This window comes from Dyadobacter sp. 3J3, assembly GCF_009801115.1.
Taxonomy (GTDB): domain Bacteria; phylum Bacteroidota; class Bacteroidia; order Cytophagales; family Spirosomataceae; genus Dyadobacter.
On sequence record NZ_VTOL01000006.1, the window covers coordinates 432,872 to 459,016 of the forward strand.

The 26,145-nt window shown below is 37.3% G+C and carries 25 protein-coding genes; 20 read left to right on the forward strand and 5 right to left on the reverse strand.

Annotated elements, in window-relative coordinates; all coding sequences use genetic code 11:
* Nucleotides 1-260 precede the first annotated feature (260 nt).
* The 4 genes from FZF08_RS15760 to FZF08_RS15775 all read left to right on the forward strand — a co-directional run bounded on the left by FZF08_RS15760 (nt 261) and on the right by FZF08_RS15775 (nt 2,787).
* Complete coding sequence (locus FZF08_RS15760) at nt 261-629, forward strand: nuclear transport factor 2 family protein (RefSeq protein ID WP_159470379.1); 369 nt, start codon at nt 261-263, stop codon at nt 627-629.
* Nucleotides 630-1,110: 481 nt separating this feature from the next.
* Nucleotides 1,111-1,965 (forward strand): SDR family NAD(P)-dependent oxidoreductase, encoded by an 855-nt coding sequence (locus tag FZF08_RS15765; RefSeq protein ID WP_159470381.1) that lies wholly within the window; start codon nt 1,111-1,113, stop codon nt 1,963-1,965.
* 74 nt (nt 1,966-2,039) lie between these two features.
* Nucleotides 2,040-2,369, forward strand: coding sequence for a putative quinol monooxygenase (locus FZF08_RS15770; protein WP_159470383.1), 330 nt, complete (start codon nt 2,040-2,042; stop codon nt 2,367-2,369).
* Between the two features lie 100 nt (nt 2,370-2,469).
* Entirely contained in the window at nt 2,470-2,787 is a 318-nt protein-coding gene (locus FZF08_RS15775) for a putative quinol monooxygenase (protein ID WP_159470385.1), read from the forward strand.
* 111 nt (nt 2,788-2,898) lie between these two features.
* Here the strand turns inward: FZF08_RS15775 and FZF08_RS15780 are convergent, their stop codons facing one another.
* Nucleotides 2,899-3,522 (reverse strand): pyridoxamine 5'-phosphate oxidase family protein, encoded by a 624-nt coding sequence (locus FZF08_RS15780; protein ID WP_159470387.1) that lies wholly within the window; start codon nt 3,520-3,522, stop codon nt 2,899-2,901.
* Between the two features lie 458 nt (nt 3,523-3,980).
* Between FZF08_RS15780 and FZF08_RS15785 the strand changes: the two genes are divergently transcribed.
* From FZF08_RS15785 to FZF08_RS15795, 3 genes are all read left to right on the forward strand, one after another.
* Nucleotides 3,981-4,520, forward strand: a complete 540-nt coding sequence (locus FZF08_RS15785) for a carboxymuconolactone decarboxylase family protein (RefSeq protein ID WP_159470389.1) — start codon at nt 3,981-3,983, stop codon at nt 4,518-4,520.
* 231 nt (nt 4,521-4,751) lie between these two features.
* Nucleotides 4,752-5,708 carry an MBL fold metallo-hydrolase gene (locus FZF08_RS15790; RefSeq protein ID WP_159470391.1) on the forward strand — a complete coding sequence of 319 codons (957 nt, stop codon included), beginning with the start codon at nt 4,752-4,754 and terminating at the stop codon, nt 5,706-5,708.
* A gap of 125 nt (nt 5,709-5,833) precedes the next feature.
* Nucleotides 5,834-6,220: a DUF302 domain-containing protein gene (locus FZF08_RS15795; RefSeq protein ID WP_229216555.1), complete on the forward strand. Its 387-nt coding sequence runs from the start codon at nt 5,834-5,836 to the stop codon at nt 6,218-6,220.
* Between the two features lie 155 nt (nt 6,221-6,375).
* Here the strand turns inward: FZF08_RS15795 and FZF08_RS15800 are convergent, their stop codons facing one another.
* A complete protein-coding gene (locus FZF08_RS15800; protein WP_159470394.1) occupies nt 6,376-7,152 on the reverse strand; it encodes a helix-turn-helix domain-containing protein in 777 nt (258 codons plus the stop codon).
* Between the two features lie 685 nt (nt 7,153-7,837).
* Between FZF08_RS15800 and FZF08_RS15805 the strand changes: the two genes are divergently transcribed.
* The 4 genes from FZF08_RS15805 to FZF08_RS31810 all read left to right on the forward strand — a co-directional run bounded on the left by FZF08_RS15805 (nt 7,838) and on the right by FZF08_RS31810 (nt 14,980).
* On the forward strand, nt 7,838-8,713 hold the full coding sequence (locus tag FZF08_RS15805) for an alpha/beta fold hydrolase (protein WP_159470396.1): 876 nt from the start codon (nt 7,838-7,840) through the stop codon (nt 8,711-8,713).
* A 203-nt stretch (nt 8,714-8,916) separates the two neighbouring features.
* Nucleotides 8,917-10,497: a GMC family oxidoreductase gene (locus FZF08_RS15810; RefSeq protein WP_200837103.1), complete on the forward strand. Its 1,581-nt coding sequence runs from the start codon at nt 8,917-8,919 to the stop codon at nt 10,495-10,497.
* A gap of 118 nt (nt 10,498-10,615) precedes the next feature.
* Nucleotides 10,616-11,986 carry a sigma-54 dependent transcriptional regulator gene (locus FZF08_RS15815; RefSeq protein WP_159470398.1) on the forward strand — a complete coding sequence of 457 codons (1,371 nt, stop codon included), beginning with the start codon at nt 10,616-10,618 and terminating at the stop codon, nt 11,984-11,986.
* Nucleotides 11,987-12,247: 261 nt separating this feature from the next.
* Nucleotides 12,248-14,980: a sigma 54-interacting transcriptional regulator gene (locus FZF08_RS31810; RefSeq protein ID WP_229216556.1), complete on the forward strand. Its 2,733-nt coding sequence runs from the start codon at nt 12,248-12,250 to the stop codon at nt 14,978-14,980.
* On the opposite strand, the gene FZF08_RS15825 is transcribed toward FZF08_RS31810, so the two are convergent.
* Entirely contained in the window at nt 14,977-16,509 is a 1,533-nt protein-coding gene (locus FZF08_RS15825) for a SulP family inorganic anion transporter (protein ID WP_159470400.1), read from the reverse strand. The two genes, FZF08_RS31810 and FZF08_RS15825, sit on opposite strands and share 4 nt — an antisense overlap.
* A 413-nt stretch (nt 16,510-16,922) precedes the next feature.
* On the opposite strand from FZF08_RS15825, the gene FZF08_RS15830 reads away from it, so the two are divergent.
* From FZF08_RS15830 to FZF08_RS15850, 5 genes are all read left to right on the forward strand, one after another.
* The gene (locus FZF08_RS15830) at nt 16,923-17,336 is read left to right on the forward strand and encodes a nuclear transport factor 2 family protein (RefSeq protein WP_159470402.1); all 414 of its coding nucleotides are present in this window, start codon (nt 16,923-16,925) and stop codon (nt 17,334-17,336) included.
* A 65-nt stretch (nt 17,337-17,401) separates the two neighbouring features.
* The gene (locus FZF08_RS15835; protein WP_159470404.1) at nt 17,402-18,382 is read left to right on the forward strand and encodes an SLAC1 anion channel family protein; all 981 of its coding nucleotides are present in this window, start codon (nt 17,402-17,404) and stop codon (nt 18,380-18,382) included.
* 323 nt (nt 18,383-18,705) lie between these two features.
* On the forward strand, nt 18,706-19,686 hold the full coding sequence (locus FZF08_RS15840) for a heme-binding domain-containing protein (RefSeq protein WP_159470406.1): 981 nt from the start codon (nt 18,706-18,708) through the stop codon (nt 19,684-19,686).
* Nucleotides 19,687-19,694: 8 nt separating this feature from the next.
* A complete protein-coding gene (locus FZF08_RS15845) occupies nt 19,695-20,153 on the forward strand; it encodes a hypothetical protein (RefSeq protein ID WP_159470408.1) in 459 nt (152 codons plus the stop codon).
* Nucleotides 20,154-20,406: 253 nt separating this feature from the next.
* A complete protein-coding gene (locus FZF08_RS15850; RefSeq protein WP_159470409.1) occupies nt 20,407-21,201 on the forward strand; it encodes an alpha/beta hydrolase in 795 nt (264 codons plus the stop codon).
* Nucleotides 21,202-21,388: 187 nt separating this feature from the next.
* On the opposite strand, the gene FZF08_RS15855 is transcribed toward FZF08_RS15850, so the two are convergent.
* A complete protein-coding gene (locus tag FZF08_RS15855) occupies nt 21,389-22,381 on the reverse strand; it encodes a class I fructose-bisphosphate aldolase (protein WP_229216557.1) in 993 nt (330 codons plus the stop codon).
* Nucleotides 22,382-22,811: 430 nt separating this feature from the next.
* Here FZF08_RS15855 and FZF08_RS15860 point away from each other — a divergent pair, with 430 nt between their 5' ends.
* Complete coding sequence (locus tag FZF08_RS15860) at nt 22,812-23,768, forward strand: MBL fold metallo-hydrolase (RefSeq protein ID WP_159470411.1); 957 nt, start codon at nt 22,812-22,814, stop codon at nt 23,766-23,768.
* A 29-nt stretch (nt 23,769-23,797) separates the two neighbouring features.
* On the opposite strand, the gene FZF08_RS15865 is transcribed toward FZF08_RS15860, so the two are convergent.
* The gene (locus FZF08_RS15865; protein WP_159470412.1) at nt 23,798-23,974 is read right to left on the reverse strand and encodes a hypothetical protein; all 177 of its coding nucleotides are present in this window, start codon (nt 23,972-23,974) and stop codon (nt 23,798-23,800) included.
* A 249-nt stretch (nt 23,975-24,223) separates the two neighbouring features.
* On the opposite strand from FZF08_RS15865, the gene FZF08_RS15870 reads away from it, so the two are divergent.
* From FZF08_RS15870 to FZF08_RS15880, 3 genes are all read left to right on the forward strand, one after another.
* Nucleotides 24,224-25,015: an MBL fold metallo-hydrolase gene (locus tag FZF08_RS15870; RefSeq protein WP_200837104.1), complete on the forward strand. Its 792-nt coding sequence runs from the start codon at nt 24,224-24,226 to the stop codon at nt 25,013-25,015.
* A gap of 44 nt (nt 25,016-25,059) precedes the next feature.
* On the forward strand, nt 25,060-25,515 hold the full coding sequence (locus FZF08_RS15875) for a cupin domain-containing protein (protein ID WP_159470413.1): 456 nt from the start codon (nt 25,060-25,062) through the stop codon (nt 25,513-25,515).
* 245 nt (nt 25,516-25,760) lie between these two features.
* A complete protein-coding gene (locus FZF08_RS15880; protein WP_159470414.1) occupies nt 25,761-26,054 on the forward strand; it encodes a YtxH domain-containing protein in 294 nt (97 codons plus the stop codon).
* Nucleotides 26,055-26,145 lie beyond the last annotated feature (91 nt).

Here is a 26,145-nt window from a genome sequence, read left to right on the forward strand (position 1 = left end):
TGGAAATTATTTTGTGAGAACGAAATTTTTAATATCGAAATGTCGAAAATCGTATCCGAAATAGCGAAATAAAGATACTGGAATTATTTTTATTTTGGTTAATAATCTTTCAGTCAATTAATTATGCTTTGGCATAAATGTTGATTGAATCATAATAGTTAAGAGATTTACATGAATAGGTTTTGTGTAATGAACACAGTGAATTAGAAAGGTATTTTGATAAGTAACCTAATCTATTAAAAAAAAATTGACTTGGGAACATGGAAATCGCTATTAAAAAACTTGTCAACGAACATTTTATACTGTGGAATGAACAGGATCGTAGTAAACGTACTTTGCTTATCGAGGCGCTGTATGCAGATGATGTAGAGTTTATTGACCCCTTTGTCGCGATAACGGGTAAGGACAAGATTAATGATTTTATAGACCATCTTCACAAAGAAAACCCGGGTTTTCAGTTTACAACCTCCAATAATCCGGATCAGCATCACGAGGTCGCCAGGCTTGTCTGGAACTTTGGTCCCGATGATAATAAAGATTTGATAAAAGGAGAAGATGTTTTTGTGATATCTAAAGGCCTTATCTCAAAGGTTTATACTTTCATTGATAAAATGAATTCGCAAGGTTAATGGCAGTTTCAACGCGATCTGGAAGCTGTATTAGCATTCATGGGACTTATTAAGTCGTGATTTTCATAATCAGTGATAAGATGAAAATCCATCATTTCCGAAGTAAAAAAGGCTGATGATTTGTTGGTTTTTCAAATTAATGATACTTGAATTTGAATTGGTTAAATGTCGACATGTCAAAATTTGAAAAGATGATATTTTTTTGTAATTATTTGTAAGTAAGTATTTTGAATGCTGGAATAAAAACTATACCCAGTAACCCGGATTGAAGTCATCCATTATTGATAAAAAAATAGTAAATGATTTTGGCCAGAACACCTGGTGTAAACAAACACGTTTTATCAGCCGTATTACTCAATAATGACAATCCCTCCAATTTTTTTTCACAGAGCTAACAAGATGTTACAGCGTTTTAGATGGCTCAATAGTCAATCAAGCGCAAGAGAATGCCTTGAATAATTTAATCTTTAATACTTCTCAAATGTCCAAAGTTATTTTAATCACAGGAACAAGTTCCGGTTTCGGTAAACTTACTGCCGCTACTCTGGCAAAAGATGGTCATACGATTATTGCGACCATGCGCGAAACAAAAGGAAAGAATCAGGCGTCCGCCGAAGAACTCGGTGCTATCAACGGAGTTGAGATTGTTGAAATGGATATTAATACAGATGCTTCCGTTGAAGCAGCATTTGAATCGGTCTTTTCAAAACACCCGAAACTGGATGTGCTGATTAACAACGCAGCGGTAACTGGTTTTGGACCAGCAGAAGGATATAGCATACATTTAATAAAGAAAATGTTTGAAACTAATTTTTTCGGTGTGTTGAGAACTTATGATGCAGTACTACCAAAAATGAGAGCGGCGAAAGACGGCCTGATCATCAATTTATCAACAGGAGCAGGAGGATTTGCTTTACCCTATATGGTTCCTTATTTCGCTTCAAAGTTTGCGATGGAGACCCTGGTAGAAGGTATAAACTCAGAGCTACGGACATTTGGCATCGAAAATGTGTCGATACCTTGTGGTGTGTATCCGACAGGAATGGCAGAAAAAGGTGGTTTTAATGCCGATAATGACGCAATTGTTGGAGCATACACCGATTATGGCCCGCGTATGGAAGGATTGGGCGCGTCTTTATATGGAAAAATGAAGGACTTTAATATGGATCCGCAAACAATTGCAGACGGGATAAAACATCTGGTAGATATGGAAAAGGGGACGAGGCCTTTACGTTACCCCCTTGACGCCATAGCCCAGGGAACTGATCAGGAATTTATAGATGCCAAGGCTTCAATAAAAGTAAAGTGGGCAGCTAAATATGGCTTTGATATATGACTTTGCCTTCAGCAAAAAATGGATCAAGAGGCAATAGAAAATATCAGCAAATTATAAATAATTAAATCATGAATATGAAAGCAACCTTAGTCGTCCATACGTCTTATCGAATACATCCGGACGACAAACAAGTATTTATAGATGCTGTTAAATCGCATATTATAGAAACCAGAAAGCTTCCGGGCTGCGTGTATTATCACTTTTCATTCGATTTGATTGACCCCACTATTTGTATCCTTGCAGAAGGATGGGCAGATCGGGAAACGCTTGATACGCATTTGCAAAGTGAAAACTTTCAAACTGCGTTGAAAAACGTGATAGATCATGTTCGAATTCTCGAAAGGCATGGAACACTTTATACCGTTTCTGCTGAAACTTCTATTATACCGGAAGTGCAGGAATAGATTAAAAAAGTTTGGATTAAAAAAAGAAAATATTCCTGACTATATAATTTTTAACTATTGATATTCAGGGTTAAACACCGGATCTAATCGCGAAAGTCAAATGGAGCAACTTACCTTATCAATAAAATTTACAGCGGGACCCGAGAGCAAAGACAGATTTAGAGAAGGGCTTATAACACTTTTTAATATCTTAAAATCGGAACCCAATTTTATAAACGCTACAATACACGAAGGCATAGGAAAACCTGAAGAGTTTTTAGTTTATGAGACTTGGAATGACACGATGGATAGTTTTTTAAAGCGGCAGATGGGAAAAACTTATATGGTCGAATTTGAGTCATTGCTTCAGGAACTTGATGTTAAACGTGAGCCATCGGCATATAAACCACTTGCTAGTTTTGGCACACATAACCTGTAACAAAGGTCCTGCTTTTACGATTGATATATCACTTCGGGCACAAATCAAATCAGTATCCCGATCCAGGCAAGTTATTTAATTTGACTGGATGGGGATACTGATTTAGCCTGTCTATAACTTTTTAAGCGCCTCAATTTCTTTTTTCAATTTCTTATTTTCTTCTTCCAGCTCATGCACATATTGTCGGTTAGGCTCATATGCCAAATCTATTTCTTCGGTTGTATAACGTGGAATAATGTGCTGGGGGCAATTCCAGTCATACGCCTGTATATTCAGAACCAACATGCGCTCAGGACGGTGTTTGTAATCTGCCGGATCTATTTTTTCAAACAATTCCGGATTTTCTGATATTGACACAATTTGTGCTTTTGCAAAAATTTTCAACCGGGCTTTGTGAGGGTACGATATCATGATAAGCGCAACATTGGGATTTGTCTCTATATTGCCAACCGATATGTATTGCTTGTTGCCAATAAAATCAACAAACGCCAGGGTTTTATTATCAAGAATTTTAATAAAGTTTTTTGGACCGCCGCGATGCTGAATGTATGGGTATCCGTTTTCACCGATACTCGCCATATAGAAATGATCCTGATCTTCAATAAAGCTGGTTTCATTTCCTGTGAGGCCATAAACAACATTAAATTTTTCAACTTTTTCATACGTTTTCCGACTTCCAAATTCCTCTTGCAGCGCTTTTGTAGCGTCTGAAAAAGCTAGTTGTGCATAATTCATTTTGTTAGCAAGTTAATTTGACAGGATTGTTAAATTTAAATACCGGATTCAGATAGTTATATAATTATAAGAATAATGTATTAATAAAAGTATTCCATTTCTTAAATAGTTAATTGTAAGTGTATTAGTATAAATTTTGTTGATATAAATTAGCTTTATTTCAATAATTTATGATGATGTCATGAAATAACATTAATACGCTAATTAAATCTGATACCATCAAGTTACTAATTTAAAATGAAGCTTTTGCTCAATTAAGCTGTTATGTACTTATTAGTATCCAAATAATGCTATTTCACTGATAGATCGGTAAAAATTGAGATATCGCTAGGTACTTATCAATACTTTTAAATTAATTATTTGATTTTCAGTCACTTAAATCATGGTATGATATTGGTTTTACAAGAAGTCTTATACGTAAATCGTATAAGCAATTTAAAACTAAATTCAATTTTAACATGAAAACAATCCATGTTCCAAGCTATTCTGAGGTAACACCGGAGGCACAGATTTTATTTGACGAAGTGAAAAAAAGTCTTGGTAAGGTCCCAAATTTATATGCGACAATGGGATATTCGCCCGTAACACTCAGGGCATTTCTTGATTTTGAGGGCGCACTAAATAAAACTGTATTTTCAGGAAAGGAAAGAGAAGCGATTTTTCTTGTTGTTTCTGAGGTAAACGAGTGTAATTATTGCCTGGCCGCACACACCATGGTAGCCACCATGAAGGGTTACTCTAAGGCAGATACATTATCTTTTCGTGTGGGGCATAGTCCGGAGAATAAATTAAACGCAGTGCTGCAATTAGCAAAATCCATTACAGAGAATAAAGGTGGAGCTGACCCAATGCTGGTTGATAATTTTTTTGAAGCAGGATATAATGAAGGTGCGTTAGTTGATTTAGTTGGTTTGATTACCGCCAAAATTTTTACGAACTATTTATTCGCAGTTACCTCAGTACCTGTTGATTTTCCAGTTGCCGAGGTAATGCAATAGGTTTATAATTTCAGGACCGGATATCATAAAACTTATTGATTTTGAGGGTACGGCGTAGGAAATGCCAAGTCCGGTTTTCATTGCGTTATTTAATTATCTGATACTTGAAAGTGAAAACAGGCTTACCGGATAAAAATAATAGTTAATCTGTATTTTGCTTATTATCAGTCTCTTTATTGTTTTTATTTTATACAAATTGTCAATTCCGTTCACAATAAAAATGTTAATATTATGGAAGCAAAAAATTCCGATAATCTTGGCCGCAGAGAATTTATCGGCATGTCAGGTTTGGTATTGGCCGGAACGTTTTTTGGACCCAATATGAATTTAGTCCAGAAGGAAAGTCCGGTTATTACTATCAAAAAGGCAGCCGCGACCGCGAAGATTACAGCAACCAAACTAAGAGGAAATATCACGGTTCTGGAAGGGTCGGGCGGCAACATATCCGTTCTTCATGGTAAGGATGGGAAATTAATGGTTGATGCGGGTATTGGGGTTTCTAAGCCCAATGTTTCTGCGGCTCTAAATGCAATCAGCTCTGACCCATTGAAATTTTTAATTAATAGCCACTGGCATTTTGATCACGCCGATGGGAATGAATGGGTACATGCAGCAGGCGCTAAGATTATTGCTCAGGAAAAAACAAAACAACACCTTGCAACAACTGTTCGGGTGGTGGACTGGGATTATACCTTTCCACCGGCGCCCAAAAGTGCTTTGCCGACTGTTTTATTTAAGGATGAATATGCCATGAAATTTAATGGAGAGTCAATACAGGTAAAGAAATATAGCCCGGCGCATACCGATTGCGATGTTTCAATTTATTTCCCGAACGCAGATATTTTGCATGTCGCAGATACTTTTTGGAACAGCTATTATCCATTTATTGATTACTCAACAGGTGGCAGTATTGACGGAATGATTAAGGCCGCCAAGTTTAACGTTGAGAGAACGACAAACAAAACCATTGTTGTTCCTGGCCATGGGGCCATTGGAAACAAAGCGCAACTGATCGCATTCCATGAAATGCTGGTGACTGTCCGTGAAAAAGTTAGCAAACTCAAAAAACAAGGCAAATCATTAACTGAAATCATTGCAGCTAAACCAACTGCTGCATTTGATGCAAAATGGGGTGGTTTTGTCATCGATGGAAAGACCTTTACAAGTTTAGTTTTCAAAGGGCTTTGACAAGGTGTGGTTTTATTACGAAGGATATTTAGAGTCATATGTGCTGATATTAAATGTTTTATGTGATTTCTTTTAAAGGGAATCACATAAAACTGTACCCTTTTTTATCATTAAAAAATTTAATTATGATGAATTTTAAAGGCGTGATTGTTCGTTCCAGTGAATATTCTGTTGTAGATACTATGAATCGGCTGGTGATATTTTTACAAAACCATGGGGCAACAATTTATGCCAGGATTAATCAGCAAACAGAAGCTCACAGTGTCGGTTTTGAAATATTACCACTTGAATTTGTCCTGTTTGGAAATCCAAAATCCGGAGCGAAAATAATGAATGAAAATCCAATTGCTGCACTGGATTTACCATTGAAGATTATCGTTTGGCAAGACCAAGATGGTGTCTGGATAGCTCATAATGATGCATTTTATATCGAAGATCGATATGGCCTTTCACATGAAATTGACTCACCACTCAGCCTAAGTTTACTTATCACGAACGCGCTAAAAAAATAAACGATCAACTACTTGCAAAACAATTGGGGTCATTAAAGAAAACAATGTAATCCTAACCAGTTGAATTAGTTAGGTTTCTATGTTAAAAACTAAGCTTTGCCTGGGAGAAATCGCCCTGGCAAAGCTTAGTTTTTATAATGCAAAAGATCTTGTTTTTAAAAAACTGATTCCGAATGTTTTTTAAAATTCGAAAAACATATACCGCTTTGATTTTTAAAAAACTTACTGAAATGGGAAGTATCGTCAAATCCTAATAGGAACGAAACCTCTTTCATGGTCAGGGAAGAGTGGACGGCGTACCTTTTAGCTTCCAGCATAATTCTCTGGTGAATGTGATAGCTTGCGGTGAACCCGGTATTACGCTTAATTTTTGCATTCAGATGGTTTGGCGTTATTGACAGTTCAGATGCGTAGGAGGAAACCATTTTTTTTACTGCGAAATTATTTTCAACGAGTGACATGAATTTTTTCAGTAAATAATTATTTTGATTTTTTTCTTCGAAGTCAGCTATATGGTCAATCTTTCGGGACAAATAAATCATTAGTATTTTTAGGAAACCTTTTAACGCTTCTGATCTTAAATGATAATAGTTGGCATATTCTTTGATCATATTAAACATAATGGCTTCTAATTCGGATTCCATTTCACTATCGGCTTGAATTTGCGGAAAAATAGTATGGAACTTTTTAGTTTCTAAATGAAAAATATTTAAAATTTCAATACCGGAAAGCGATAAGAAATCTTCGGAAAAGGAAATCAAATAGCCCTCAAACCGAGTATTCGGTTCCAACGTATAACATTGTCCGGGAGAAATCAGGTAAACAAAGTTTTCATTGATCTCCTGGGTTAATTTTCTGCAATTGAAATGACCTCTTCCTTTTTTTACCCATATTATTTGATAAATATCCTTCCGGATATGCTTTTCGTGCATTCGAATTTTGTTAGAAAAGCTGGGATCCAAATGCTGAATGTCAAAACAGAAATTTGAGTTTTTATTGATCGTGAAAGATTTGCCATGCAAGTTTACGTATGGCATGAGTTCTGGGTATATGTTGGCACGATTCATATTCTATTTTTTATAGGATTGGAAGATTAATTTGAGTTACTGAGCTTATTTTAAGTTGGTTCGAAAATAATCCGATAATTCAATTTTAATATGGCATTAATCGTGCCATTTGTTAATGTATTGATAATCAAACTTATATGTTGGGTTGTGTTATATAATCCATTACGACATATCAATTTTTAGCGACAATGATTTGATATGTAATAAAGGAATTCGTAACGTCTGGAACAGCATTCGTTAAGCAAATCACTTTCAGAATAATTTGTAAAATCAAATCCGGACAGGCTTTATTAAATTTCAAAATCTGCTGAGATCGGGGATCACTTCAAAGGCCTCAGAAAAGACTATTGTTATTTCAATTTTAAATGGACTTAAAACGAAATATCAATAATGTTAAAAATTTAAAATAAATATAACTATTTGATATTAAGCAATATATATGTTGGTATGATATTGATTTATGCAGAGTCAATTAAATAATTCGCAAACTGATAAGCTCATGTCAAACTGCGCCAGGTTAAATTTTTAACAATTAAAAAATGGATTCGAAATGAAAAACAAAACACAGCACCGCTTCATTAAAATTAATGGAGTTGACATTTTTTACCGGGAAGCGGGTCCTAAAGATGCGCCGACATTAGTACTTCTGCATGGTTATCCCAGTTCTTCACACATGTTTAGAAATTTGATTACCGCTTTGTCTGATAAATACCATCTGATTGCAGCGGATTATCCTGGGTATGGACGTAGTGAGCAGCCTCCGATTGCTGATTTTTCTTACACCTTTGAAAATTATTCGCTTATCATCGAGGAGTTGCTAAATCAACTGAATATCAGCAAGTATAGTCTTTATCTGATGGACTATGGCGCACCGGTTGGCTGGCGGATCGCTTCTAAACATCCGGAGCGAATAGATACCTTGATCGTGCAAAATGGTTGTGCTTACGATGAAGGCCTGGAAGCATTTTGGGATCCAATTAAAGCTTATTGGAAAAATATAAATGATAAAAAAGCGGAAGAGACTCTAAAAGGATTTCATAGTCCGGATGGATTGAAATGGCAATATACCCATGGAGTGCCCGATGCTAGTGTTATAAGTCCGGATAATTGGGAAATCGATCTAAGACATTTAGAGCGCCCGGAAAATGGAAGAATTCAACTTGATATGTTTTATGATTATCAAAGCAACGTCAAACTATATCCCGAATGGCAGCAATATTTTCGGGATTACAATCCTGAAATGCTCATTGTTTACGGTAAAAATGATTTTATATTTCCTGTTGCCGGTGCAGAAGCATACAAAAAAGATATTAAAAACCTGGAATACCATTTGTTTGATGCTGGCCATTTTGCCCTGGAAAGTTCAGGTGATGAGATTGCTGACACGATCAGAACCTTTCTGGATCAAAAGGTTCTCAAAAATTAAATGAAGGTAACTGAATGATTAATAGTGAGCGATTGATTTACTGTAAAAATTAATGATAATTGGAATCATGAGGTCTGGTGCTAACATGATTCCAATTGTTAGATTTAAAATGCAGCAAAATTGCCTTTCTAATTTCAACTGCTCAAATGCTTTAAAATAATGGTTTAAGATGTCCGGAGTCATACCTTAAAAGATTATAAATCATGATGAATGAGATTATTGAGTCTCCAAGTGCGAGCAGGGGGCAGAAAGTAAAGCAAGCAAACTACGATTTTATCATTGTTGGAGCTGGTTCGGCAGGTTGCGTAGTAGCGAGGAGATTAATTGAAAACAAAAACTTTAAAGTGCTCATTTTAGAAGCAGGAGAAAGCGGGGAAGGGCTTGAAACCATCACAAATCCACTGCGATGGTTAGAAAATATTGGAAGCCCACAGGATTATTTATACCGTTATGAACCATCGCCGATCCTCAATAATCGTAAAATTTTTGCGCCAAGAGGTAAGGTTCTTGGCGGATCCGGAAGTATCAATGCAATGGTTTGGGCAAGAGGCAATAAGAGTGATTATGATGGTTGGGCAAATGCAGGAAATGAGGGTTGGGATTTTGAGTCTGTGTTACCTTTATTTAAAAAAATTGAAGATTGGGAAGACGGGGCCTCTGATTTTCACGGATCGGGTGGGCCGATTCATGTGCTCAAAGGAACCCATTTGCATTTTATTGACAAAGCAGCGATAGAGGCGGCGGTATCATATGGAATGCCATATCTTGAAGATACCAACGGCATCAATCCGGAAGGCGTTGGGCCTATGAGCATGAATATAGAAAACGGAGTAAGATCGAGTCCTTTCGAAGGGTATTTAAAACCAATTTTGGGAAATGAAAACCTTACTGTAATAACTGCGGCAAAAGTATTGAAATTAATTTTTGAAGGTAATCGATGTACTGGACTGATGTTTCTGCATGATACTGAAATTAAAACTGTCTTCGCCGATATTGAAGTCATTCTTTGTGCTGGTGCAATTGAGACACCAAGAATTTTAATGCTTTCAGGAATTGGTGACGAAAAAGAATTAGTTTCTATGGGTATTGAAGTCAAAGTTGACCTTCCGGGTGTTGGGAAAAATCTTCAAGACCACCCGCTTATATCCATGACATTTCAGGTTAAGGAACCCATAGGGCAAATGACCTACAATTTAGGTGGAATTAATATGTACTGGAAAAGTGCTGCGGAATTGACAAAATCAGATTTAATGCTGATTCCGATTCAATATCCTATTCAGACCGAAGAAATAGCAAAGTTATATCCGGTTAAGGAGAATTGTTTTAGCATTTTTGTTACCCTGATTGATGTGAAAAGTAAAGGATATATTAAAATGAAATCCAGCTCTGAGGATGATTTGCTTGAAATTCAACCTAACTTTCTTTTAGAAGAAATTGATTTTGAAGCAATGGTAAACGCAGTTGAGCTTTGCATGAATTTAGTTGCGGAACCAGAACTTGCAAAAATAATCAATACCTGGATATCGCCTCCTGAAAAGCTGGACAGACAAAAAATCCGTGAGTTTGTCAAGGATTCCTGTTCAACATATTTTCATCCCGTTGGAACCTGCGCCATGGGGAAAGGAAGGTATGCCGTTGTTGATAGCCGGTTAATGGTACATGGCATTCAAGGCTTGCGGATCGCTGACGCATCAATAATGCCTCAAATTACAACAGCCAATACCAATGCACCAACCTTAATGATTGCAGAATTTGCTTCCGAGATAATTTTAGGACAGAGATAGATTGTTACTTTAAATAACAGTCATTTCTAATGGGGTTCTCTTTTTAAACCTATGCAGCATATTTTTTGAAATATTTAGGTTAAATTTAGTAGCTTGTGGTAAATAGACACACTCGATCGTGAAAGCAAAAATACTCATAGTTGAAGACCATTTTCTTGAAGCAAATAATTTGCAAATGATCCTTGAACGTGCTGGTTATCAGGTATGTTCAATCGCAAGATCTGTCCCGATCGCCTTGAAAATTATTGAAGATGAAAGCCCGGATCTGGTACTTCTGGATATATTTTTGCAAGGGAAGCTTACCGGCATTGATCTTGCCAAATCTCTAAATGAAAAAGAAATTGCATTTGTTTATTTGTCTGCTAATTCTGAAAAAAAAGTTCTTGATGTAGCCAAACTGACAAAACCATATGGATTTTTGGTAAAACCATTTCGTGAGCGGGATGTTTTGGTTACTTTGGATATTGCGTGGTATTTACATCAAAATAAAAAAGAAGTTAGAGAAAATAAAGCAGGTTTTGAAGGACATTTAAACGAGTCCTCATATGGTAATGCGTTGAAAGATATAATTGGTCAAAGCCTTGAAATGCAGAATATGTTGAACAATATCAAAATTGTTGCTCCTTCTGATACTTCTGTTTTGATTCTTGGAGAGAGTGGAACTGGTAAAGAGTTAGTAGCCAAAGCAATACATCGCGTTTCCAGGCGAAGTAATAAGCCACTTGTTGTTGTAAACTGTGCTGCGCTTCCTCCAAATTTGATAGAATCGGAGCTTTTTGGTCATGAAAAAGGTTCATTTACGGGAGCGTTAAATCGTAGGATTGGTAAATTCGAGATGGCGGATGGAGGAACTTTGTTTTTGGATGAAATAGGCGAGTTACCACTCGATTTACAGGTTAAATTTCTCAGAGTATTGCAGGAAATGGAAATCGAGCGAGTCGGTGGGACTATTGTTAAAATTAACGTACGGGTTATTGCTGCGACTAACAGGAACTTGGATGAGGAACTTGCTGCGGGTCGGTTCAGGCTTGATTTATTTTATCGCTTAAATGTATTTCCTCTTCTGCTTCCCCCGCTTCGAGAGCGGCAGGATGATATCTTAATTCTTGCAGATTTCTTTTTAAAGAAATATTCCGCCAAGGAGAATAAAACAATTACACGATTTGCTGATCACGTTCAAAAATCCATTTTGGAATATCATTGGCCGGGTAATGTGCGTGAGTTAGAAAATTTGGTAGCCAGAAGCGTCTTATTAGCCCTGGGGCCGGTTATTAATTCGTTCGCTTTACCAGCAGTGAAAGCAAAACAGGTGGACTCACCGGGGCAGGTGAAGATAAAAACGGTCAATGAAAACGAAAGAGATTATATTATTTCTGTATTGGAAAAATGTAACTGGAAAGTTTATGGCGATGATGGGGCAGCCAAACTGCTGGATATTAATATATCCACGCTAAATTCGAAAATAAAAAAGCTTGGAATTAAAAAATAGACCTTAAAATAAACCATCGCTTGGTTTTAGGATGAGCGGTCTCAAAAGATAGGAATGCAATTTTCAACATTGGTGAAATATCAATACAGGCGTTTTTAAATTGGTTAAATATAACTAAAATTTTGCCGTTTCTATTTTTAAGATCCTGATAGTGAGTAATTTAATTGTTGGTATGATAATTGAATAATAATGTACTGGATATCATCAAATTGATATATCCATGCATGTTTTTAATTTTTTCGGACATAACCAGCAAATAGTATGGAAACTGCAACGCTACCACACAATATTCAAATCGAAAAGAAAACAAAACTTGTAAAACTGATTGATGGAGACAATATACGGTCCATTATTGGAATATCAGGTAAAGAACAGTCAGGATCCTCGTTGCAAAATGCGATCGGTAATCATTTAAAATCCCTGATTCATTTGCATGATCAGCTTCAGCAGATAACTGAAAATCATTTTCCCGCAGAAGCAGAACAAACAAAACTAATTTCGTTAAGTAATGAAATTGCTGCAACCACTAATAAAACTGAGCTTCTCGATATTGTGACCACTAAATTGAAAGAATTATTTTCAATCAGCGGATTTGTGATCATGTTATACGGTCAGGACGGGAAAACCCATACACCACACATTTTATATTTGAATGATGCTGTAATAAGTCACGAGGACTTTAAACAGGTGTTATACCGAAAAAATAGTGTAGAGGATATTGTTTTTGACAGGACAATTCATTCTAACGGAACGGTAATTTTCAACATAGCTGAACTGGGGGAATTGTGTGATGTAAGTTTTTGGATTCAGAATGGATTAACTCATTTCGCCGGGGTGCCGCTTCGGGTTGGTGAAAAGAATCTGGGATGTCTCTTTTTTTACATGGACATTGATTCGTTGAATAAAGTCAGTGATATGCTTCTTCGGGGGGTATGTGCGCAGATTTCTGTTGCGATTTCCAATGTATTGGCCAATGAAGAAATTGTCCGGAGGGAGAGCGAGCGAGAATTATTGTTTTCGCTGAATTCAGATATAGCTACGATAAGAAATAGTGAGGATCTTCTAAGTACAATTAAACGAAAAATTAAGGGATTGCTTGGATGTACTCATACGACCATTATTATGATTAATGATGACAAAGTAACGGCCAGTACATTTTTATTAGACCCTGACTCCAGAGCAAAAAACCATCCCTTATATCAAAAAGCAGTTGGTGAAAAAACTTTTATAAACGATGATGTCTTTGGCAGGGTTATATCTGAACCTCTTCCTGTAATTTTTGATATGCAGGAACTAGTTGAAAAACAGGAACTCCTACCTTATTTTGCTGTCAATTACGAAAGTGGGATTAGTCAGATTGTTATTGCCAAATTTTCAAAACTTGGTGAAACTTTCGGATTTTGGATGATTCATTTCGATGAAAAACAAAATGCTAATAAATTAAGCCTTATCAATAGCCTCGCAAATCAGATTTCTATTGCTGTTTCGAATATCACTGCCAATGAAGAAATTTGGAGGCGGGAGGAAGAAAAATCCAGTTTATTGGCATTTAGTAATGCGATAGCTTCTGTAAGAGATAAATGCACTTTGGCACAGATTCTTAAGCAGCAACTAAAAAAGCTTTTTAAAATCGATTACTATGTAATTCATACGTGGTGTGAAGATAGGGAAACGTACTGGCCGATGTTATTTGATCCTGAAAATGAATTTTTGGCTCATTCTGATTTTGAAAAGATAAAAAATCACAACCTTTCATCTTACGATGACACAATATTAGCAGCCAAAGACGAAAGGCTACTGAGCACCTGGCTAAGAATTGGAGAAGAAAGTATTGCCGTTATGGATTTTAGACATAGTGGTAAAAATGAGAGGTTTCAGGAGAATCTTTTTACTGGCATCTGTTCACAGATCGCTATTGCTGTCGCTAACATTATATCCAGTGAAAAAATAAGCAAACAAATATGTGAGATCAACAACTATAAGCAACAGCTTGAAGAGGAAAAAATTTACCTTAAGGAGGAAATTGAGATTACGCAGAATTATGGAGAAATTATTGGTGAAAGTCCGGCCATTCAAAGAACATTTCGACTTGTAGCTCAGGTTGCATCTTCCGACAGCACCGTCTTGTTACTTGGGGAAACCGGGACGGGAAAGGAACTGATTGCACGCGCGATCCATAACAATTCGCCTCGGAAAAATAAATTGATGGTAAAAGTCAATTGCGCTGCTTTACCGCCAAATTTAATTGAGAGCGAGCTTTTTGGTCATGAACGCGGAAGTTTTACAGGTGCTACGGAACGCCGGTTAGGCAAATTTGAACTCGCCAATAACGGCACTTTATTTTTGGATGAAATTGGTGAGATGCCTCTTGATCTTCAGGTCAAACTATTACGGGCCTTGCAAGAGAAGGAAATTGAAAGGGTGGGTGGGAAAAATACGATTAAGGTGGATGTTAGAATTATTGCTGCAACGAACAGAGACCTGGAAAAGGAAATGGAGGAAGGGAGGTTTAGAAGTGATCTTTATTACCGTTTAAATATTTTTCCAATAAATCTTCCTGCTTTGAGAGATCGTAGAGAGGATATTCCACTTCTTGCTACGCATTTTATTTCACGTTATTCTAAAAAAACGGGCCGACGAATTTCTACGATTAGTAATAAGGTACTTCAGGATTTAGTACAATATTGTTGGCCAGGGAATATCCGTGAGCTGGAACACCTCATAGAAAGAAGTGTGTTGCTATCAACCGGAAATGCCTTAAACAACATTGTATTACCTACGCTCAAAAAGCAAAACAAGATGCAGGCACAGTATGAAGATGTGCAGATAAAAACGATCGATGAGAATGAGCGTGAGCATATTCTTAAAATTCTTAAAACGTGTAGCGGCAGAGTGTCAGGTGACGGCGGGGCGGCCATTTTACTTGGCGTACCGGTTAGTACCTTAAATTCTAAAATTAAGCGTTTGGGAATTAGAAAGGAGCATTTTGCCTAATCCGGGCAGGTCAGATTTTTATGTTCGATAAGATTTACCTTAATAAATGAATTTGACCTTTTTAGAAGTTTTATGTTATGATCATTCAGGTTTAGGAGGTAAAGTTTTTTCTTCTTTAATCTGTATTGGTCAGTAAGATTGTGAAGGGAGATCAATCCGGTTATATCAAAAATTTTGCAATCTGATAAATCAATTGTAACAAATTCCTGATCGTCAGTTATTTGAAAATGTTTTGTAAAATGGGAAACAGATCCGAAAAATAATGGTCCGGATACTTTGTATTGTATTGATAGCAGATCCTTTTTAGTATTTGTTATTCGAAGCATTGTTGCGCCTTGCCAGGCGAATATCAGGGAAGATATGATTACCCCAATCAATACAGCAAGTGCGAGATTATTAAAAAATACTGTAATTGCCGTTACCGAAACCATGGTGAACAAATCGGTGAATGGTATGGATGCCGCCGTTTTTAGGCTGGACCAGGAGAAAGTTTTAACAGCAACAACAATCATGATGCCGGTCAGTGCAGCCATTGGAATCTTTATGATGATACCTGACCCAAACATAACCAATAATAATAAGGATAGCGAAGCGAAAATTCCTGACAATCGCGTCCTGGCTCCCGACGAAACGTTGACCATGCTTTGCCCGAGCATAGCACAGCCGCTCATGCCTGAGAATAAGCCGGATACAATATTGGCAATACCCTGAGCTCTAATTTCTTTATTACTATTGGACGGCCCTTTTATAGTTTCGTTTAAAATATTAAATGTTAGTAAAGTTTCTATTAAACCTACGCTGGCGATGATCATAGCGTATGGGAAAACTACATAGATAACTTCCTTTGAAATAGGTAATTGTGGGATATGAAAAGGTGGAAATTTACCGTTTATCAGAGAAATGTCACCTATGGTTTTTGTTGGAATTTTTAATACTGTCACGACGCTAAATATAAATAATATTGCAATTAGTGATGACGGAATAATATTTGTTAGCTTCGGAAGCATCCAAATAATGAATATAGTAAGTAAAACCAAAGAGATCATGATCAACAGTGGCGGGCCGGAAAGCCACTCTGAAAGCCCATTGGCCTTTTCAATTTTAAATTGATCGAGCTGAGAAAAGAAAATAATGATTGCCAAACCATTCACAAAGCCAGATACCACTGGTAATGGAATAAGTCTCAGAAGTTTTTCAAAATGAAAAATTGCCGCTACCAACTGAATTATTCCTGCTAAAATACCCGCAGCAAATACGTATTCTATACCATAAGATTTAGAAAGTGAGATAATAACTACCGCGACTGCCCCCGTGGATCCGGAGATCATGCCAGGCCTGCCACCAAGTAATGATGTTACAAAACCGATCGAAATTGAAGCGTATAAACCGTTGAGTGGGGAAAGGCCTGCAATCATTGCAAACGCCATCGCTTCAGGTACCAGCGCAAATGCAACGGTCAAACCGGAGAGAATCTCTGTTTTTAATTTCAATGGCTCATCAGAGTTGATTAGATGGGAGAAAGGTTTCATACATTCTTTTTAGTCGCTATTACTCAGGATTCTGATTTGGATAATTGATCCCGGGAGTAAAAAAAGTAAATATTTGTGCCTGTATCTAAGTTGTTTTTAGTCAAGCAGTTGTGTGTTTATTGTATCGGGAACGACAGCGAAATGTCGCTGATTATCTAAATTCGAACGAAATAACACCATAGTTTCATTAAACTTGATGTGGCACATTTTACGCCTTAGCAGGATTTTGAAGATTTAACTGAAAAGTAAATTCCGTGTGGTAGCTCGCAGCTATTGATATCTAAATGCTGTATCGCTAAAAATCGATATATCGCTAAAATTTGTGCAAAGTTGTATTTGTAATAAATTGATAGTCAAATAGATAATGGTTGGCACTGCATTTGTATCATGATTCCATTAAAAATTAGACAGATATGGAAATTTTAAAGCCATTACCTCCATTTGATCTCGATTCTGCAATTGAAAAAGTTCAGCTGGCAGAAGATGCATGGAATAGCCGGGATCCGGAAAGAGTCGCTTCTGCTTATACCCTTGATACAGAATGGAGAAATCGTTCTGTATTTATTAATGGGCGGGAAAATGTGATTAAGTTCTTAGCTGATAAATGGCAGAGAGAACTTCGTTACAAATTAAAAAAGGAACTTTGGGCCTTTACCGGGAATAGAATTGCCGTTCGGTTCGAATATGAATACCACGATTCGGATATGCGATGGTTTCGGGCATATGGCAATGAAAATTGGGAGTTTAATGAAAATGGATTAATGCAAAGAAGATTTGCCAGTATTAACGATTTGGAAATCAAGGAAGAAGATAGGAGGTTGCACTAGGCCTCAAAGGTTATACTTTATTTGAATCGTTAGAGTAAATTTAATAATCCTAAAACGCATGTTTCATGAATCTGAATGTTGACAAACCACAAACTTTTATTGAGTTTTTGCCAATCAGTATTTTTGGCGCTGTAATGGGATTATGTGGCTTGTGCTTTTCATGGAGACTTGCGCAAAAAATGTGGGGTCTTGGTTATTTGACTGCTGAATTAATTGGCTTTCTGGCCATAGGATGTTTCATTGCGCTCACATGCGCCTATGTTGCTAAAATTGTAACTTATCCGTCGGCAGTAAAAAAGGAGTTTTCAAATAGCGTATCCGTATGTTTTTTTGCAACTTTTATTGTGTCACTGCTTCTGATGCCGGGAATTTTACTCCCTTATTTCCGTCAGTTAGCTACGGGAGTATGGACTTTGGGAACAATTCTGATGTTTTTATTTGCGTGGTATGTCCTTCGGAAATGGATTGACAACCAGCAGAAACCCGAAGATGCTTTACCTATATGGGTACTTCCTGTTGTCGGGACACTTGATGTTCCTATTGTCGGTTTGAACTTACAGAACGATGGAATACGTGAAATATGTTTGTTGTTTTTTGGAATTGGATTGGTTTTCACATTTATCTTACTTCCAGTTGTTTTTTCCAGAATCTTGTTTCAAAAACCTATACCGATATCCATTCAACCAACATTGCTTATTTTGACCGGGCCGCTGTCTCTGGCATTTTCATGTTACGAAAGACTTACTGGTACACAGGATATTGCTGCAAGTGTATTCTTTTATTTTAATATTTTTTTACTTTTATTATTGGGAAGTAAAATATTTTTGATCCCTAAAACATGTCCCTTTCAGGTTTCCTGGTGGTCTGTCAGCTTTCCACTTGTTGCAATCACTATTGCAGCATTTCATTACGCTGAGCATCAGCCGGATTTAATTCATCAGGGAATTGCAGGTATATTATTGGTATTATCTACGTTAATCATTACTTACCTTTTTGCTCAAACCTTATACCTTATTGTCATTGGTAAGTTTGTACCAGTAGAATAGATTGTTACCGCTGCAAATCCTGAATCCAAAGTCTGATTTTCGAAAAGTAAAACAATTTTTAGTGTAACAGAGCGCAAGGGTATCTTCGGTTTTATTATGGAAGAGATCAGTTTATAATTTGCCGGCAGCTAGCGGAATATAAACTTTGATATAATAAAAAATGAAATCCCGCTATTTTTAATTCTTTGAAATTTGTGTAGTGATCTAATAATGAGTTAGTTGCTAGTTGGCATTCTATTTTAATGATCTTACATTCGTTTAGTAATTACACTTTGATAAGAGTTTTTTTCCAAGTCATTGTATTCACGAAAATACTGAGTGATATGAAATTTTTTAGCCAAAATCAGATAAAAAAAATTGCAGTGATTTTAATTAGCAGCTGGTTTGTTGTTTACAGTCTGATGCAGTTTAGTGCTCCCACGATATCTGACCCGATTGCTACCGGTGAGTTCAAAGGTCCAATGGAAGTAAAGCGTATTTTTGAACGAGCCTGTTACGATTGTCATTCGAATGAAACCAAGCTTCAATGGTTCGATAAGATTGCGCCGTTTTCTTATATGGTTTCAGCAGACATTCATGAAGCAAGAAAACGGTATAATTTTTCCACCTGGGATACTATTGCTCCTGCGGATCAGGAAGTGAAGTTGTGGTATATGGTCAATATGATTGAGGCAGGAAAGATGCCGCTGCCAAAATATGCATTGCTTCATCCAAAAGCCAAAGTTACCGAGAAGGAACTGCTGATACTGAAAAGTTATGTGACCGGGCTTTCCACCCGTAACCATTCGCCGGGAGACACCATGAAAATCAAAGTTGCGAAGGTGTCGTTTCAGGAAAGAAAAAAAATAAATCACAACATGGTTCCGACATCAATAAATGGTATCAGCTATTTTGAAGATTACAAAAACTGGAAGGTTATTGCCAGTACTAATCGCATTGACAATGGCACCATGAGGCTGGTTTACGGGAATGATATAACAGTGGATGCAATACGGGCAAATAGAATTAATCCCTGGCCGGACGGAGCTATTATTGTTAAAGTTGTATGGAATGTGCAACCTGAGGACAAAGATGGAAATGTCAGTCCTGGAAATTTTAATAATATTCAGGTCATGGTAAAAGACCATAAAAAGTTTAGCCAGACAGAAGGCTGGGGTTTTGCAAGGTTTAGTGGCTTGGATCTCAAACCCTATGGTGATCATGTTTCGTTTGCGACTGCTTGTATAGATTGCCACAGGCTGGTCACCAACAATGGTTTTGTTTTTGATGTACCCACGCAAAAAACCGATTTAGTAATCAAATGATCGCTATTATGAGAACGAGAATTTATATGTCTTTTTTGTCGTGTTTTACAATTTGGGGATGTACAGAATCTTCCAAGTTAAAACTAGCGCCTCAAACTATTTTTGAAAAAGAGAATTTGCAGGTGATTATGTCTGGTTTTAACAAAAGAAAAAATACGAGTACGATACTTTATGGTAATTCAATCGGGGGAAATTTCGGAGCAAATAAGATAAAATCGCTCGTGCCTGGCCAGATTTTCAAACTTGTGACCTGGGGTCAAAAGCCTAATCCGTATTGGTTCGGAGGAAATATAAATGATGGCATTCTGACCATTGAGACAGTAAAAATATCAGGTGAAGAAAATGGCTATGTTTTCACTGAATACCTTGCAAAAAACAATAAAGGTGACATTATCCATAAAAATAACGCCGAGCGTTTGGCAACGATTAAACTGATCTCCGATCGCAAGCCGTCTGCGTTTCCCTGATTCTTGATTTAAGTTGGGGGTGTGTAAGGGTTTATGCTAAACTATTTTTGAAATACATGAGAAATTCAACGGCCATTTTGAACCTGGATAAGTTTGGAAGCAGCAAAAAATAAAGATCCAACTTCAAGTAAGGACCACCGGTTTTTTATGCCATTTTTTAAATGTAATGACATGTTTATCTGAATTACAGATGTGTATTGTATTGAATTGTTTTCTTAATATTTTGAATATATACTTTTAAATTGAACATCATATGAAAACTGAATTTTTAAAATGTAAAGTAAATTATAGGTTAATTGCTAATGCAATTCTTTTTTGCACATTATTTTTTGGCAAAATTCAGGCTCAGAATCAGCCTGTAAAAAATGTTGTGATCGTACATGGGGCATTCGCAGATGGGTCGGGGTGGAGGAAAGTTTTTGATATTCTTTATAAAAAAGGGTATAACGTCACGGTTGTTCAAAATCCATGCAGTACACTCCAAGCCGATGTGGACGCAACCAATCTTGCTTTGGACAAACAAGATGGATCGACAATTTTGGTTGGTCATTCATGGGCGGGTACAGTTATTACCCAGGCAGGGGTCCATCCGAAGGTTGTTGGGTTAGTTTACGTTTCTGGTTTTATGCCTGATAAGGGAGAAAATACGATAACCCTGGCAACAAGTTTGCCGGCCTCGCCAGAGAGTGGGCTAATGGCACCTGATGCAAAAGGTTATAGCTACTATGACAAAGATAAATTTCATGCTGGCTTTGCCGCTGATTTGAGCAAAGCAGAAGCTGATTTTATGTACGCATCGCAGGGATCATTTATTGGCGCATCATTTGGCACTCCTGTCACGGAAGCAGCATGGCGGGACAAGCCGAGTTATGCCGTTATCCCAACGGAGGATAAAAGTATAAATCCGGACATTCTGAGAAACATGGCCAAACGTGCAGGTAGCGTCGTTACAGAAGTGAAAGGCAGCAGTCACGTTTCATTTATGTCACATCCTGACGTTGTAGCCGGAGTGATTATGACGGCATCCATGAAGCCTGTAGTAAAATAATGACAGATTAAATTATTACGTATGTTTAGATACGTTAATTTAATATACACATAGCTCGGGATTATAAAAGCCTTTGTTATTATTTAAACACATCCGGAGTGAATATATTCCGGATGTGTTTTGCTGTCAGCTTGTTGATGATTAAAGGTGGTGAACCCAATAGATAGTTATTGGAATATTTATACCGTCAATACTTACCGCAAACAGCTCTACTATTTTGTGCTGCATAATATACCAAAAGATCCTGCGCAGTTTTAAGGTTTTCATCCATCCCATTCCAAGCTTCAAGCGCAGGTTGTTGTATTGCTCTGGAAAATGAGAACGTGAGCTTCCAGGGTATTTTATTCCCGGATTTGATATGCATAAGATTTAATCTTTGTGAAGCGAGGTCAGGCGATTGTCCGCCCGATAAAAAAGATATTCCCGGTACAGTTGCCGGGACGGTTTGCAATAAACAGTTTATTGTTGCTTCTGCCACTGCTTCCAAAGAATCCTGTATGGGGGCATTCAGGCCTGGAAGAACCATATTAGGTTTAAGGATCAAATTTGAAAAATCAACATTATGCTCATACAATTTATCGAAAAGGGTGTGCAAAGTTTCGATAGTAATCTGCTCACATTTTTGCATGGAATGATTTCCGTCCATAAGAACCTCTGGTTCAACAATGGGAACTATGCCGGCCTTTTGACATGCTGCTGCATATCTTGATAATATAAAAGCGTTTGAGGCTATGCAGGTTTTTGTCGGAAGGTTTTGTCCAATTGTAATAACAGCACGCCATTTGGCAAAGCGGGCACCCTTTTCGTAATAGTCTTCCAGTCTTTCATTTATCCCATCGAGGCCTTCGGTTATTTTTTCATCTGGAAACCCGATCATATCAATAGCACCCTGATCAACTTTAATTCCAGGAATAATACCTTTTTGGTATAAAATTTCAGTAAAAAATTCACCATCCGGTGTGCTTTGGGTAATGGTTTCATCCGCAAGTATGGCGCCGCTGATACTGTTTTCCAGGCAGGGTGTTGTGACGATCAGCTCCCTGTATTTTCGGCGGTACTCTACCGTCTGCGGTATGTTTAGCACCGCAAACCGTCTATTGCAGGTTGCTATACTTTCGTCCATGGCTAGCAGGCCTTTGCCAGGTGTTAGCAAAAGACTAACCGTTTCTTTTAATGTCATATCTTTCATATTTATACTTTGATATGTTTGAATGTTTCTTTCTCTTGTAATTCAAAAATCTAACCATATGGTAAGTTGCTGAATATTAGTTTAATATAAAATAAATTGAAGGCCTTTATTATCGATATTTGACTATTTAATATTCCGGGTACGAAATGGCACCACAACTTAGGTCACCCGTATGCCCATGACAAGTGACAGTGGCTATCGTACTGCAGATTTATGAGGCGTACTCTGTTATTATTGTTATTTCGACTTCCAAGAGTAAAATCGTGAAATAACACTATGGAGAAAAGAACGCTCAATATATAATAATCTCACTTTCAGTATGTTAAATAGTGGCTCAATACTTTAAGTATTAATACTGATTAGGGTTGTCATTCTGGCAAAGGAATCATTAATCTTTTATACCTTATAATAATACTGTGTTATGAGCAATTATAGAAATGTTAGTATTAACCGACGAGAATTTTTATACTTAGGGGCTTTGGCAGCATCTGGTTTTTTGATGAAACCGGAATTAGCAATTTCACAAAATGAAAGTTTGGTTGTAACACTAACCCGCGCCGCCTCGACAGCAAAAATTAATGTAACAAATCTTCGTGGTAACATAAGCGTACTCGAGGGATCTGGGGGCAATGTCGCAGTATTGAACAAGGAAGGAGGGAAGTTGATGGTTGATGCGGGCATTGGTGTATCAAGAAAAAATATGCTCGTTGCACTGGATTCTATCAGCACAGCGCCAATCGAATACCTCATCAATAGCCACTGGCATTTCGATCACTCAGGGGGAAATGAGTGGGTTCAGAAAGAAGGCGCAATAATTATCGCGCATGAAAATACGAAAAAGCATTTAATGGAAACAATCAGGGTTGACGATCTGGATTACACGTTTTCTCCTGCCCCGGCAGAAGCATTGCCTTCCATTGTTTTTAAAGAAAAACATAAACATGATTTTTATGGCGAGCAGATAGAAATTGAAAAATATGTGCCAGCACATACGGATAGCGACGTTTCAATATATTTTCCGGAATCTGATATTCTTCATGTTGCGGATACCTTCTGTAATAATTATTATCCCTTTGTTGATTATACAACCGGTGGTAGTATTTATGGAATGATTGACGCCGCAAAACGTAATATTGATAGAACGACCAGCGAAACAATAGTAATCCCCGGCCATGGTTCAATCGGATCGAAAGTGGAACTCGTTCAATTTCATGAGATGCTTGTTGTATTATGCGAAAGAATTGGAAAGTTAAAAAAGCAAGGTAAAACATTAAAAGAAGTCATGGATGCCAAACCTACCGCTTCTCACGATCAAAAATGGGGTGCGAGTCTCGTTGATGGCAATACCTTTACGTACCTTGTTTATAAAGGACTTTAATAAGGAAGATTTTGGGTTTACTATGCCTGTTATTTACTTTCTGTTTTTGTAGCAAGGTTTTTAGCTTGTAGTGCAGCGGCCTTTTGTTTTTCCCTTTCCTCGGCTTCTTCCAAAACACGGTCCCATAGCCAATCACCACACTCATCGCCTCTAAAAGGAAAGTTTTCGTTTAAAATTAAGTCCGGTTTATCGCTTGGCTTTTCCATGACAGTAATGTTTTCAGTTGTTTAATTAACATTGATTTTTTGTTCAGATGACTGTCTAATAAACAAAGTAGGAATGTATTCAGTTCTATTTGTCCAAAACTAAAACCGCTATACAAAAATGTTCCTTTATGAAATTATTCTTTTTTAATATCAAATGATTGTAATGATTTAAGTGCACTAATATTGCCTGTGAGGGATAGGAAGGGATTGATTTTGAATAAAAAGATAACAACCATTTAAATTTTGGAAATGAATATGAATACAACAGGACAAAATCCAACCGCTACTTACCTGGGTGGCCCAACGGTAATCCTGGAACTGGGAGGGCTTAGGATAATTACTGACCCCACACTGGATCCGAAAGGGGCAGCATTTAAAATTAGTGATGACACTACCGAAACGAAACTGGATGGGCCTGCGATAGATGACATAGGCAAAATTGATCTGGTTCTATTAAGTCATGATCAACATCCGGATAACCTGGATAAGTTAGGAAGGGAATTACTTTTGAAGGTTGGTAATACAATAACTACTAAAAGTGGAGCACAAAGGTTAATGAACAACACCCTTGGTTTAGCTCCCTGGGAACATATTGATATTCCCGCTCCTGACGGAAGTCTAATTACCATTATTGCTACGCCGGCGCGGCACGGGCCAGCCGGTAGCGAACATATAACGGGTGAGGTTATCGGTTTTTTAATCCAGGTTATCGGAGAAATTTCTTATGAAATTTATATCACAGGAGATACCGTGTTTTATGAGGGTATAAAACTGGTTGCTGAGCGATTCAAGCCTGGATATGTATTCATTTTTGCCGGTGCAGCCAGGCCAAGAGGGCCATTTAATGTTACAATGAGCAGTAATGATGCAATCGACACCGCCTTTGCATTTCCTTTGGCGCGAATAATTCCATTGCATCATGAAGGCTGGTCCCATTACACAGAAAACGGTGATGTCCTTTCTGAGGCTTTTTCTGTTTTGGGAATTAGTGAACGGTTGATCCTTCTGAAAAAAGGCGAGAAAACCATAATGCCAATATAAAGTTGTGTCGGTAAAATTCGAATTGAATTAAACAGATAAAAAAGATGAAGAAGAAATTTTGGTTGTTCGGAACAAATTTAACCATCGTTGTCGACGAAATTGAAACAGATGGTAAATATGACCTGATCGATGGAATAGTACCAGCCTGCGTAGAAACGCCGCTGCACTTACATACTAAGTATTCCGAAGCCATTTATGTTTTGGAAGGAGAATTAACGGTTTACCTTGAAAATCGGACATTAGTTCTAAAACCTGGTGACAGCGTTTTCATACCAAGAGGTGCTCAACATGTGGTGGCTGCTTCGGGCGCGACAAACGCCAGAGCTTTAACAGTCGCATCTCCAAGTGGATTTGCAGAGCTGATACGCCAGGTGGGAACACTTAACGAACCTGACATTGACGATCCAAAAATAAACGATATGCTACTTTTTTTAAAAGTGTCGGAAAAAATAGGTGATGTAATTATTGGGTCGCCTGGTAGCAGGCCAATGGTTTTATAAGGGCAGATCCTGGAAAATTTTGAAGGCCGAAAGGCATAACGAAAGGTTGGATTGAAAAAAGGCTAAGCTTGTAAACGCGCTAAATGTTGAATTTTCAGATTGATCTGAAATAAATTTTTTACAAAAACCTGTGATTTATGTAAGTTTTAATATCTCATATGTAAGAATGGCCACTATGGCAAAACCTACCTTTATAAGTCAGGTCTTCAATTAGAAAAAGACGGTTTAAATACTATTTACTTATTATGAAAATTGAAAAAGCTTTGTTCGGTATAATTGCGGCTGCCTCTCTTGGCCTTGCCGTTGGTATATTATTTGCCCCAGAAAAAGGGTCCCGCACACGCAGAAAGATTCGTGAGGATGGAACAGATTATATGGATGACAAGAAGGATGAGCTCTATCATTACACCAAAGATTTAAAAAGAAAAATAGAACATATTCTTGAAAGTATGTCATCACATAGCTCAGACAGCACCCAAAATGATCATAAAGCGGAGGTTATTAACCTGAGTTCGATTAATAATTGGCAGGAAAAATAGAGTTTAAAATTGGTAAGATTCTACATTCTTTGTATATTTAAGTATCTCACATTCAAATATATAACAGAAATAATCATGAATCTTACCAAGG